Origin of the sequence: Luteibacter sp. SG786, from assembly GCF_011759605.1 — a bacterium.
Classification (GTDB): Bacteria; Pseudomonadota; Gammaproteobacteria; order Xanthomonadales; family Rhodanobacteraceae; genus Luteibacter.
This window is the reverse complement of sequence record NZ_JAAOYX010000003.1, coordinates 464,134-476,311: the sequence shown is the minus strand read 5'-3', so window position 1 is coordinate 476,311 and position 12,178 is coordinate 464,134. Positions and strand designations below refer to the sequence as shown.

Sequence of the window (12,178 nt, the reverse complement as noted above, 5' to 3'; positions counted from 1 at the left end):
TTTCTCAACGCACCTTCAAGGTTGCCAGACCGATGAGCACCAGCACGACGCTGATGATCCAGAAACGAACGATGACCCGGGGCTCGGGCCAGCCTTTCAGTTCGAAGTGGTGGTGGATGGGCGCCATGCGGAAAATGCGTTTGCCGCGCAGCTTGAAGCTTCCGACCTGGAGCATCACCGAGGCGGTCTCCATCACGAACACGCCGCCCATGACCAGAAGCACGATTTCCTGGCGCACGATCAGCGCCACGCAACCGAGCGCGGCACCGATGGCGAGCGCGCCCACGTCGCCCATGAAGACCTGCGCCGGGTACGTGTTGAACCAGAGGAAGCCGAGTCCGGCGCCCGCCAGCGCGCTGCAGAAGATCGCCAGTTCGCCGGCGCCGGGAATGGACGGGATGCCCAGGTACTCGGAGAACACCTTGTTGCCCGCGAGGTAGGCGAAGATGCCCAGGGCACCGGACACCAGCACGCTCGGCATGATGGCCAGCCCGTCCAGGCCGTCGGTGAGGTTCACCGCGTTGGAGAACCCGACGATGATGAAATAGCCGACAACCACGAAAAGCACGCCGAGCGGAATCGCCACCTGTTTGAACAGCGGCACGTAAAGGGCGATCTCGGCGGGAAGCTGGTGGGTCTTGTAGAGGAACACCGCCGCCCCGAGGCCGAATACCGACTGCCAGAAGTACTTCCAGCGGCTGGCGAGCCCACGGCTGTCCTTCAGCACCAGCTTGCGGTAATCGTCGTAGAAGCCGATGACGCCGAACAGCATGGTGACCAGCAGCACCACCCACACGTAGCGGCTGCCGAGGTCGGCCCAGAGCAATGTGGCGATGGCCACGGCGAACAGGATCAGCAGCCCGCCCATGGTCGGCGTACCCGCCTTCGACAGGTGCGTTTGCGGGCCGTCGCTGCGCACCACCTGCCCCGCTTTCAGCGCGGCTAGCTTGCGGATCAGCACGGGCCCCAGCAGCAGCGATACGGCCAGCGCGGTGAGCGCGGCCATGATGGCGCGGAAGGTGATGTACTGGAACAGATGCAGCGACGCGAAGTGCCGTGCCATCCATTCCGCCAGTTCAAGCAGCATCGGAGGCTCCTTCGGCATACTTCTTCATCGCTGCGACCACCCGGTCCATGCCGGACGAGCGCGACCCCTTCACGAGGCAGGTAACGCCTTCGTGGATCTGTGCGCAGGCCGCTTCGATCAGGGCTTCCTGCGTGTCGAAATGCTGGGCGCCCGGGCCGAAGGCCTCCACCGCCGCGGCGCTCTTGACGCCCGTGGCGAGAAGGCGCTCGATGCCGCGCTCGCGCGCGTAGCGGCCGATGCCGGCGTGCAGCTTCAGCGCATCGGGACCAAGTTCGGCCATGTCGCCGAGCACGAGCCAGCGTTCACCACGGGCCAGCGCGAGGGTATCGATCGCTGCGGCGGTGGAACCGGGGTTGGCGTTGTAGCTGTCGTCGACGAGGGTCCAGCCGCCCGGCATCGGTTCAAGGTCGAGCCGTCCGGCAACGTGCGGCACGTGCTCAAGCCCTTCGACGATGACGTCGACCGGCACGTCCAGCGCCGTGGCGATCGCCGCGGCGGCAAGCGCGTTCGCCACGTTGTGGCGGCCCGGCAGCGGAAGATGCACGTCGCCGTCGCCATGCGGCGTGGACAGCACGAAATGGGTGCCATCGATGCGCTCCTCGACGATATCCGCACCAATGTCCGCACGGTGGCTGAGCGCATAGCGCAGGATGCGGCGCGACCCGGCGAGGTTGGCGAAGAAGCCCGCGAAGCGCTCGTCGTCGGCATTCACGATGGCCACGCCGTCCGGGGGAAGCGACCGGTACAGTGCGCCCTTGGTTTCGGCGACGCCTTCGATCGTGCCCATCCGCTCAAGGTGCGCCGCCGCGATGGAATTGACGAGACCGATATCGGGCCGTGCGATGGCGGCCAGGTAGTCGATGTCGCCGGGCTTGCCTGCGCCCATCTCGAGAACGGCGTAGCGCGTATCCCGCGGCATGGCCAGCAAGGTCAGCGGCATGCCGATCTCGTTGTTGAAGTTGCCGGCATTGACGTGGGTGCGGCCGTGGCGCGACAGGATCGACGCGGTGAGCGTCTTCACTGTGGTCTTGCCGTTCGAGCCCGTGATGCCGATGACGCGCACGTCGCTCTGGGCGCGCACCGCGCTCGCGAGGTCGCCCAGGGCAAGCTGGGTATCGTCGACAATCACCTGCGGAATGGCCACATCCACGGGACGGGTCACCAGCGCGCCGGCAGCGCCCCGTTCGCGCGCGACGGCGACGAAATCGTGCGCGTCGACGCGCTCACCCGGCAGGGCCACGAACAGGTCGTCGGGCTTCAGCGTGCGGGTATCGATGGAAAAGCCGGTGACCTCGACGTCGGCGCCCTGGAGGCGGCCTCGGGTCCAGAGGGCGACGGCGGACAGGCGCATCATGCGCGGGCTCCCTTCTTGCTCGATGCCATCGCCTCGGCGGCGACGGCGAGATCGTCGAAGGGACGCTTGCCCTCCGGGCCTTCCTGGTAGGTTTCGTGACCCTTGCCGGCGATCAGCACGACGTCGTCGGCCTTCGCATCGGCGATGGCCAGGGCGATGGCCTGGGCCCGATCGCGCTCGATCGTCACGACGTCGGGGTGGCTGAAGCCGGCGACGATCTGCGCGACGATGGCGTCGCCGTCTTCGGTGCGCGGATTGTCGTCTGTGACGATGACCACGTCGGCCAGGCGTTCGGCGATGGCAGCCATCAACGGACGCTTGCCCTGGTCGCGGTCGCCACCGGCGCCGAACACGCAGATGAGGCGACCTTTCGTGTGCGAACGCAGCGCCAGCAGCGCTTGCTTCAGCGAATCGGGCGTATGCGAGTAGTCGACCACCACGAGCGGCTTGCGGCCATCGCCGCCCAGCCGGCTCATGCGGCCATTCACCGGTTCCAGCGATTCGAGCGCGGCATGGATGCGGTCGAACGGCTCGCCCAGCGCCCCGAGGACGGCGGCCACGGCAAGCAGGTTGTGCACGTTGAAACGGCCGAGCAGCGCACTGCGAACGGTGCGCATGCCCCACGGCGTGATCAGGTTGAACGACAGGCCTTTCGCCGACGTCACGACGATGTCGGCGCGGATCTCCGCGTCTTTCTCCGTGCTGTCGGTCGCCATGGACGTGCGCAGCTTCGCCACGTGCTCGGAAAGTCCCTTGGCCAGCTTCAAGCCGAACGGATCGTCGACGTTCACGACGGCGGCGCGCAGGCCTTCGAACGCGAAGAGCTTCGCCTTGGCCGCGCCGTACGCTTCCATCGTGCCGTGATAGTCGAGGTGGTCGCGCGTGAGGTTGGTGAACACTGCTACGTCGAAGGCGACGCCGTTCACGCGCCCCTGCTCCAGCGCGTGCGAGGAGACTTCCATGGCCACGTGCGTGGCACCGGCGTCGCGGAACTCGCCGAGCAGCGCCTGCATGCTGATGGCATCCGGCGTGGTGCGCTCGCCCTCGGCGATCGCGCCATGCATGCCCGCACCGAGCGTGCCGATCGTGGCCGGCTTGCGACCGAGGAAGGCCAGCGCCTGCGCGACGAGCTGCACGGTGGAGGTCTTGCCGTTGGTGCCGGTGACGCCGACGATGTCGAGCGCGTCCGACGGATCGCCGAAAAAGCGCGCCGCCATCGGGCCTGCCTTCTCGCGCAACCCTTCCACCGTGATGACCGGCACGCCGGCGTCGCCCTCGGCGAACGGCGGCTCGGCCAGGATCGCGGCGGCACCCTGGGCAACGGCCTTGGCGGCGAAATCGATGCCATGGCCCTTCGTGCCCCGCAGCGCGACGAACGCGTTGCCGGACGCGATGTCGCGCGAGTCGAGGCTGAGGCCCGAAACGACGATATCGCCGGCGCTGGAAGCATCGGCGAATCCGTCGAGCAGGTCGGCGAGCCGCATGGTCATGGGACCACCTCTTCCGCCGCGCTGTCGTCCGCCTGTGGCGGTGGCGCGTTGCTCGTGCCGATCAGCCCACCCTGGCTCGGTCCACCCGCGTACCAGCGGCCGACGTTGTCCGGTGGGATGTCGAGCAGGCGCACGGCGCCGGTCATGACCTGGGCAAAGGCGGGGCCCGCGACCGAGCCGCCGTAGTAGCGGCCGCCTTTCGGATCGTTGATGACCACCACCGTGACGAGGCGCGGCGCACTCGCCGGGATCATGCCGACGAAAAGCGAGATGTAGTTGTTCGAGTAGTAGCCGCCGACCGAATTCTTGTGCGAGGTGCCGGTCTTGCCGGCCACGCTGTAGTTGGCGACGGAGGCGAAGCCGTAACCGGTGCCGCCCGGCGCCACCACCGTTTCGAGCATGCGTACGAGCTCGTGCGCCACTTCAGGAGTCACGACCTGGTTGGGCGGATTGTCGGCGCCCTTGATGAAGCTCGGCGCCCGCAGGGCACCGCCGTTGGCGATCGCCGCGTAGCCGCTGGCCAGCTGCAACGGCGTCAGGTTGAGGTTGTAGCCGTAGGCGAGGCGCGATTTCTCGATCGGCTTCCAGGTGCGTCCCACCGGCAGGTAGCCGGCGGCCTCGCCCGGGAAGCCGCTGCCCGTGCTGTTGCCGAGGCCGAAGGATTTGTACACGCCGTAGAGGAAGTCGGTGTCCAGGGTCATCGCGATCTTGGCCGCGCCGACGTTCGACGACTTCGTGATGACGCCGGTCGGCGTGAGCGTGCCCCAGTTGTGCGTATCGCGCACCGGATGGCCACCGATCATCCAGGTGCCGGGCGAGGTCTCGATCAGCGGCGCCGTGGGCGTGTATTTGCCGCTCGTGAGGGCCGCAGCCATCGTGAAGGCCTTCATCGTCGAACCCGGCTCGACCACGTCGGTGACCGCGCGGTTGCGCCGCTCGGACGGCGTGCTGCCGCGCACCGCGTTTGGGTTGAACGACGGCAGGTTCGCCATCGCCAGCACTTCGCCGGTATGCACGTCCATCATGACGATGGAACCCGAATCGGCCTTGTTCTTATCCAGCGTGTCCTTCAGTGCGCTGTACGCGAGGTACTGGATGCGGCGGTCGATCGACAGGGTGATGTCGCGGCCCGGCTGCGGCTCGCGCACCAGTTCCACGTCTTCGACCACATGGCCCATGCGATCGCGGATCACGCGCTTCGCACCGGGCTTGCCGGCCAGCCACTCGTCAAACGCCAGTTCCAGGCCCTCCTGGCCGTGGTCGTCGATGTTGGTGAAGCCGAGGATATGGCTGTTCACCGCGCCCGACGGGTAGTAACGGCGATATTCGCGTTGCGCCGCGATGCCCGGAATCTTCAGGTCGACGATGGCTTGCGCGTCTTCCGGCCGCATCTGGCGCGCGATGTACATGAATTCCTTATCGGCACGCTGGGCGATCTTCTGCTTCAGATCGTCGGCGTCGACGTGCAGGGCCTTTGCGAGTTCCGGGATGCGATCCTCGTTCTCGAGCACTTCCGGCGGATTCGCCCAGATCGACGCCACCGGCGTGGATACCGCCAGCGGCTCGCCGTTGCGGTCGAAGATGGTGCCGCGCGATACCGCGATGGGCATCTCACGCAGGAAACGCGCGTCGCCCTGGTCCTGGTAGAACTGCTTGCGCACCACCTGGAGGTCGAACGCGCGCACGACCAGACCGGACGCCGCCACGCAGAGGAGCGCGACCACCACCGTCATGCGCTTGCGCGGGCTGGGGCCCTGGCCGCGGCGGCGGCTGGGCACCACGGGTTTACCGTAGCGCGCCTTCATCGACGCACCAACTGGATGTCCTGCGGCTTCGGCGTGAACATGCCGAGCTTGCCGCGGGCTTCGGCATCGATGCGCGCGGGCTCGGCGTAGGTCGCCTGTTCCAGTTCGAGGCGGCCGTATTCCACGCCCAGATCGTCCTTCTGCGTCTGCAGGCGCGAGAGTTCGACGAACAGCACGCGGCTTTCGTGGCGCGTCCACACCACACCGATCGCGCTGGCAATGACCGCCAGCAGCAGGATCGAGAGGCAGATGGCGCCGAAGACCTTCATGCGACCTTCTCCGCGATGCGCAGCACGGCCGAGCGCGCGCGGGGATTCCGCGCCACTTCCGCATCGGAAGGAAAGATCGCCTTGCCGACCGGCTTGAGACGGGCGGCCTTGGCTTCCGCCGGCGGCGCGCGCCGGCTGCCTTGCACACGGCCTTCGTGACCGCGGATGAACTGCTTGACGGTGCGGTCTTCCAGCGAGTGGAAGCTGATCACGGCGAGGCGGCCGCCCACCTTGAGCAATTCCAGGGCGGCAGCGAGGCCGCGCTCCACGGATTCCAGTTCGGCGTTCACGCGGATGCGCAGGGCCTGGAAGGTGCGGGTGGCGGGATTCTTGCCCGGTTCGCGGCGGCCCACGCAACGGGCGACCAGCTCGGCGAGTTCGCCGGTACGCAGGATGGGCGCGGTGGCACGGCGCTCCACGATGGCCTTGGCAATGCGGCGGCTGAAGCGCTCTTCACCGAAGGTCCAGAGCACGTCGGCGATGTCCGCCTCGTCGGCCTCGGCGAGAAAATCGGCGGCACTGATGCCGCGCGTGGTGTCCATGCGCATATCGAGCGGCGCATCGGCCATGAAGCTGAAACCGCGGCTAGCGTCATCCAGCTGCGGCGAGGACACGCCCAGATCGAGCAGGATGCCGTCGAGGCCACCTTCGAGGGCGGCCCATTCGCCCATGGTGGCGAAGTTGTCGTGGCGCAGCGACACGCGCGGATCGGTGGCGAGGCCCGCTTCGGCGACGGCAATGGCCGTGGGATCGCGATCCATGAGGAACAGGCGACCTTCGGCTGAAAGGCGGGCAAGGATCGCCCGCGCATGCCCGCCGCGGCCGAAAGTCCCATCGAGGTAGCGCCCGTTCTCGCGCAAGGCGAGGCCCTCCAACACTTCGTCGAGCATCACAGGGATGTGCGCATCGCGCCCCGCCATCGCCACATCCCGCTCCCGTTCCACCGAAAACCTCTGAATTAGTTCGTCGTCACAACCGCAGTTCCGCCATGTCGTCGCTGATCTCGTCCTCGCCGATCGTCTGGCGGATCTTCGCGAGGTGGGCCTGTTCGCTCCAAAGCTCGAACTTGTTGCCCATACCCAGGAGGACGGCTTTCTTTTCTATCCCGGCAGCCGCGCGCTGACTGGCCGGCAGGAGGATGCGCGCGGCCCCGTCGGGTTCGACGATGGCCGCCGCGCCCACCAGCTTCATCTGCAAGGCACGGTGGACGGCCTTGACGCTCGGAAGCGCGTTGACCTGGTCGCGAACCTGTTCCCATTCCGCGTACGGAAAGATCCAGAGGCACCCGGTTTCGAAGGGGTTGTAGGTGACCACCAAACGGTTCTTGCAGGCGTCAGCCACGGCGTCCCGATACGAAGTCGGGATCGTCAGACGACCCTTGTCGTCGACCGTGATGGCTGTCTCGCCTTGGAACATGTCTGCTGGTTGCCCCACCAAATCCCACGATTTCTCACCGGGGCCCACGATAGTCTCGCGCCCTGAGACTGTCAAGGAAATTTTTCTTGTGAATCAAAGAGAAAGGACAGCTTGATCACTATTTCCAGCCATTTCTGAGGAACTGGTGGAAGGTGATTGAATCGTGGGGAGTTTTTGCGACGGACTTCGTGTTTTCAGCGGTACGAAAACGCCTGGGACTGAATCGGCATTCATTCGCAGGCGACTGCGGGAGCCGCCATGGCGGCGAGGAGCCGACGGAACGAGGAAGCCGCGAGGCAAGCAGCTCTGGCCGCCATGGCGGCTCCTACACAAAAGCCGCGGCGCCCCGGAAACGGGACGCCGCGGTGCTTTGCAGAAGAAAAAGGAGTCGGCCTGTAAGCCGGGTTCTGTGCGTCTTGCGACGTGACAGTCATTCTTCTCGGCCTGGCGTCGCCGCCAGGCTCTAGCAACCTACCCGGGAACGACGCGGGCCGCGTCATGGTTCCCTTATTTGGTCTTGCTCCGGGTGGGGTTTACCGTGCCGTGCGACGTTAGCCCCGCACGCGGTGCGCTCTTACCGCACCCTTTCACCCTTACCTGATCCCCTTTCGGGGCCATCGGCGGTCTGCTCTCTGTTGCACTGGCCGTCAGCTCACGCTGCCCAGGCGTTACCTGGCACCCTGCCCTGTGGAGCCCGGACTTTCCTCGACGCGCACGAGGCGCGACGCGACTGTCCGGCCGACTCCATGGGGAAGTATAGCCCCATCCCCTACAATCCCCACCCCCGCCCCGAAAATCCCCGACCCCATGCCCAACACCCGTCCCGGCATCCTCCATGTCGTCGCCACCCCCATCGGGCATCGCGACGACATCGGTGCGCGCGCCGTCGAGACCTTGCGGCGGGTGAAAGTAATCGCCGCGGAAGACACCCGGCATACGCGTCCTCTCCTCCAGCACCTTGGCATCGACACGCCACTGGTGGCGCTGCACGACCACAACGAGCGCACCGCGGTCGATGGCCTCGTGGAGCGCCTGCGCGGCGGCGACGACGTCGCGCTCGTATCCGATGCGGGCACTCCGCTGATCAGCGACCCCGGCTTCCGGCTCGTCCGGGCGGCGCGCGCCGCCGGCCTCCGGGTGAGTCCCGTGCCCGGTCCCAGCGCCGTGGTCGCGGCGCTCTCCGTCGCCGGCCTGCCCAGCGACCGGTTCGTCTTCGAAGGCTTCCTACCCGCGAAGCCCGGAGCGCGCCGGGCGCGGCTGGGCGAACTGGCGGGCGAAGCGCGCACGCTCATCTTCTACGAGTCGTCGCATCGCATCCTGGAATCGCTCCAGGACATGCGCGATACCTTCGGCGCCGATCGCGAGGCCGTCGTCGCACGGGAACTCACCAAGATGTTCGAGACCGTGCTCGATGGCACCCTCGAAGCGCTGGCCGGCACGGTGGCCGACGATCCCAACCAGCAGAAGGGCGAGTTCGTGGTGATGGTCGCCGGAAGGGAAGCCGGGGAAGACGAGCGCCTCGCCGAAGGGCTGCGCGTCTTTGCCATCCTCAAGGACGAACTGCCGCCCGCCAAAGCGGCGAAGCTCGCGGCGGCGATCACCGGGGCGCCACGCAAGGCGCTCTATGGCGCCTGAGACGGCCCGACTCATGTGGGAGCCGCTTCAGCGGCGATCCCGCGGCAGCGGGCAAGCCTGAGGCGAGCACTCATCGCCGCTGAAGCGGCTCCCACACAAAGCGGGTTCCGCCTCACGCCGGCCTCGCGAATCGATGGGCTATGATCCGGACGTTTCGGTGCCGAAAGGCGCCCGTGCAGCCAAGGAACATCACCCGATGCGATCGATCCGTGCGGCCACCCTCGGCCTCCTGCTTTCCGCCGGCCTTGCCGGCTGCGTAACCCAGGGCGGCGTGCAGCATGGCGCGCCGCCGTCCGGCGCCGCCACGCAGGCGGCCCAGGCCCTCTACACGAAAGGCCAGTTCGACCAGGCTGCCCAGGCCTACCTCGCCCTGGCCGACCAGGACGGCAGCCATCGCGATTACTACAAGCTGCTGGCCGCCGAGGCATACCGCCAGGAAGGCGCCCTCGATCGCGCCGCACCGGTCGTGGCCGACATTCGCCGTTCGCGCCTGGAGGGCGAAGACGCCCTGCGCTTCGACGCGCTGCGCGCCGAGATCGCCCTGAAGAACAACGACGCGAAAACGGCGCTGTCGCTCACCGGCAAGCCTGCCGCGCGCGTGTCGCCGCAGATCGACCAGCGGCTTGCCGAACTCCGGGCGCGTGCGCAAGCGGCGGCCGGCGATCCCTGGAGTGCCGCCCAGACCCGCATCGAACTCGACCGCCAGTTGCGCGGTGTCGACCGCGAGCAGAACCGCAAGGAAATCCTCGCCCTGCTCACCGGCCTCGGTGCGCAGCCCCTTGCCGAGCGCGGCAGTTCCCTGCCGGCGAACGATCCCATGAAGCCCTGGGTCGTCGAGGCGCAGGCCCAGCTCGGCAACGTGAACCGCGCACCCGCCGTGCTCGACCAGGCCGTGGGCACGGTCACTGGCGACAAGGGCGTCCGCGAGGGTTACAAGGTGCCTGGCAAGGTCGCCCTGCTGCTCCCGTTGTCCGGCCCCCTAGCCGGTGCGGGCGCCGCGATCCGCGACGGGTTCTTCGCGAACTACCTCGAAGCGGCGCACACGGGTGCACCGCGACCGGACATCGCCGTGTACGACTCCGGCAACGATGCGCAGCACGCCGTCGCCGCCTACGACAAGGCCGTGGCCGAGGGTGCCCGCTTTGTCGTCGGCCCGCTCAATCGCGACGGCGTTTCGGCCATCTTCGCGAAGGGCGCACTTCCCGCACCGATGCTCACGCTGAACTATCCGAACGACAACAGAAACCTGCCGCCGGCGGGTGCCAACGAGTTCGGCCTGCTTCCCGAAACCGAGGGCGCGCAGGCCGCCGACCATATGGCAGACCGCGGCTTGCGGACCGCCACGCTGATCGTTTCCACCGACGATTTCGCGCGCCGCGCGGGCAACGCATTCAAGGCCGAGTGGCAGGCGCGCGGCGGTACCCTGGCAAGCCAGGTCACGCTCGACGCGAACAGCATCGATTTCGCTTCGCAGCTGTCCGAACCGGTGGGCCAGGACCCGGCCACCAGCGGCGTCTTCATCAGCATGAAGCCGCAGCAGGCCCGCCTTCTCCTTCCGCAGTTGCGCCTCGCGAAGAACACCCTTCCGGTGTTCGCCACCTCGCACGTCTATGCGGGCGGCGACGACCCGACGGCCGACCGCGACCTCGAGGGCGTGGAATTCTGCGACGCACCGTGGCTGTTCGACGCGCAGTCGGGCCTGCCCCGCCGTGCCTCGCTTACCGACGCGCTGCCGGCAACGAAGGGCGTGAGCGGGCGCCTGTTCGCCTTCGGCATGGACGCCTGGGGCCTGGTTCCGTACATCGACTGGATGCGCGGCCATCCCGGCAGCTACCTGCCCGGCGCCACGGGCCAACTGGTCGCGGACGAATTCGGACGCGTGCGCCGCGTACTCATCTGGGCGCGTTTCGCCGACGGCGTGGCCCGTCCGGTCGCGGGTAGCCTCGAACTCGAAGCGCCCGCCACGGCCCCGAACGTCGAGAGCGGCGGCGGCTGATCCCGAGGGCGCGAACAGGGAGTGTTCGCATGGCCCCACCCACGAAGAAAACCACACCGCGCCGCGCCACCGGCAACCGGTTCGAGGCGCAGGCGCGGGAGTTCCTCGAGTCGCGCGGGCTACGGCTTGTGCGGGCCAATTTCCTCTGCCGCCATGGCGAGATCGACCTGGTGATGCGCGACGGCGAAACCCTCGTCTTCGTCGAGGTCCGCTATCGCCGCGACGGAGCCTTCGGCGGGCCGCTGGCCTCGGTGACCATGGCCAAGCGGCGCAAGCTGATCAGCGCGGCGCACCTGTGGATGGCGTGGCATCCGCACGACGCGCGGCGGCCCAGCCGCTTCGACGTGCTGGCATTCGAAGGCGACGACATGGAGTGGGTCCGCGGCGCCTTCGAGGCGTGAGGGAGTGACACTCCCCCGCTTTACCGCTCCGTTGGCTTCTCGCCGCTATAGCGGCTCCCACAGAGGAAATCCTCGCGGCGCATCCGCGCCAGTTCCGCCACGGCGCCCACCGTGATGTCCGGCGGGGTTTCTTCCAGGTCCTTGCCCGCGGCGGCGGCATAGTGGCCCTGGCGAACGAACACCGTGGTCACCTTGTCGCCCAGCAGCTTCTTCATCGCGACGAGGATGCGCGGCTTGTCGTCCACCATCACGTAGTGGTCCGCCGGGTAGCGCGCCCGGATGTCGTCGAGCATGTCTTCCTTGTGCACGTAGATGAGCACGTCCTCTTCGAACACCTCCCACAGTCCCGCCCGACGGATCTTCCGGGGCTGGAACACGGTGTCGCCGTCGGACAGGATGACTGGGCGCCCCATGCTGCGCAGGTGTGCGATCGTCTCGGGCACGCCCGGGAACCGGCGCTCGTCGAACGGGTAATCGAGCAGGAAGAACGACAGACGCAGGTAGGCCGGATCGCCGCCCTTGCCGCGCAAACGCTGCAGGGCGCCGAGGTAGTCCGCATACCCCACGTCGGCGCGGATCTGCGTGTCGACCGCCGCGTATCGGGCCGGGCCCTCCAGGCCTAGCTCCAACTCAAGCTGCGCGGCGAGGTCGGTGCTGAATCGATCATTGTCGATCAGTGTGTTGTCGACGTCGAAAAGGAAAACGATAGGGTCTTTGGCCGGCAC

At 67.5% G+C, this 12,178-nt stretch carries 11 protein-coding genes and 1 other RNA gene; 3 read left to right on the top strand and 9 right to left on the bottom strand.

The window, feature by feature from the left end; translation table 11 throughout:
- Positions 1–4 precede the first annotated feature (4 nt).
- The 8 genes from mraY to rnpB form a co-directional block, all read right to left on the bottom strand.
- Positions 5–1,087 carry a phospho-N-acetylmuramoyl-pentapeptide-transferase gene (mraY, locus tag FHS47_RS18075; RefSeq protein WP_167031485.1) on the bottom strand — a complete coding sequence of 361 codons (1,083 nt, stop codon included), beginning with the start codon at positions 1,085–1,087 and terminating at the stop codon, positions 5–7.
- Positions 1,077–2,441, bottom strand: coding sequence for a UDP-N-acetylmuramoyl-tripeptide--D-alanyl-D-alanine ligase (murF, locus tag FHS47_RS18070; RefSeq protein WP_167031482.1), 1,365 nt, complete (start codon positions 2,439–2,441; stop codon positions 1,077–1,079). The genes mraY and murF overlap by 11 nt, the downstream gene beginning before the upstream one ends.
- Positions 2,438–3,931, bottom strand: a complete 1,494-nt coding sequence (locus FHS47_RS18065; RefSeq protein ID WP_167031479.1) for a UDP-N-acetylmuramoyl-L-alanyl-D-glutamate--2,6-diaminopimelate ligase — start codon at positions 3,929–3,931, stop codon at positions 2,438–2,440. Before FHS47_RS18065 ends, murF begins: the two co-directional genes overlap by 4 nt.
- A complete protein-coding gene (locus FHS47_RS18060; protein ID WP_208382130.1) occupies positions 3,928–5,736 on the bottom strand; it encodes a penicillin-binding protein 2 in 1,809 nt (602 codons plus the stop codon). The genes FHS47_RS18065 and FHS47_RS18060 overlap by 4 nt, the downstream gene beginning before the upstream one ends.
- On the bottom strand, positions 5,733–6,005 hold the full coding sequence (ftsL, locus tag FHS47_RS18055; protein WP_166699598.1) for a cell division protein FtsL: 273 nt from the start codon (positions 6,003–6,005) through the stop codon (positions 5,733–5,735). Before ftsL ends, FHS47_RS18060 begins: the two co-directional genes overlap by 4 nt.
- A complete protein-coding gene (gene rsmH / locus FHS47_RS18050) occupies positions 6,002–6,925 on the bottom strand; it encodes a 16S rRNA (cytosine(1402)-N(4))-methyltransferase RsmH (RefSeq protein WP_167031476.1) in 924 nt (307 codons plus the stop codon). The genes ftsL and rsmH overlap by 4 nt, the downstream gene beginning before the upstream one ends.
- A gap of 49 nt (positions 6,926–6,974) precedes the next feature.
- Positions 6,975–7,421, bottom strand: a complete 447-nt coding sequence (mraZ, locus tag FHS47_RS18045) for a division/cell wall cluster transcriptional repressor MraZ (protein WP_167031474.1) — start codon at positions 7,419–7,421, stop codon at positions 6,975–6,977.
- A 380-nt stretch (positions 7,422–7,801) separates the two neighbouring features.
- An RNA gene (gene rnpB / locus FHS47_RS18040) (RNase P RNA component class A) lies at positions 7,802–8,167 on the bottom strand.
- 61 nt (positions 8,168–8,228) lie between these two features.
- Between rnpB and rsmI the strand changes: the two genes are divergently transcribed.
- The 3 genes from rsmI to FHS47_RS18025 all read left to right on the top strand — a co-directional run bounded on the left by rsmI (position 8,229) and on the right by FHS47_RS18025 (position 11,453).
- Positions 8,229–9,056, top strand: coding sequence for a 16S rRNA (cytidine(1402)-2'-O)-methyltransferase (gene rsmI, locus FHS47_RS18035; protein WP_167031471.1), 828 nt, complete (start codon positions 8,229–8,231; stop codon positions 9,054–9,056).
- A 196-nt stretch (positions 9,057–9,252) separates the two neighbouring features.
- Positions 9,253–11,052: a penicillin-binding protein activator gene (locus FHS47_RS18030; protein WP_167031468.1), complete on the top strand. Its 1,800-nt coding sequence runs from the start codon at positions 9,253–9,255 to the stop codon at positions 11,050–11,052.
- Positions 11,053–11,081: 29 nt separating this feature from the next.
- A complete protein-coding gene (locus FHS47_RS18025) occupies positions 11,082–11,453 on the top strand; it encodes a YraN family protein (RefSeq protein ID WP_167031465.1) in 372 nt (123 codons plus the stop codon).
- 20 nt (positions 11,454–11,473) lie between these two features.
- On the opposite strand, the gene FHS47_RS18020 is transcribed toward FHS47_RS18025, so the two are convergent.
- The gene (locus FHS47_RS18020) at positions 11,474–12,178 is read right to left on the bottom strand and encodes an HAD family hydrolase (protein WP_167031463.1); all 705 of its coding nucleotides are present in this window, start codon (positions 12,176–12,178) and stop codon (positions 11,474–11,476) included.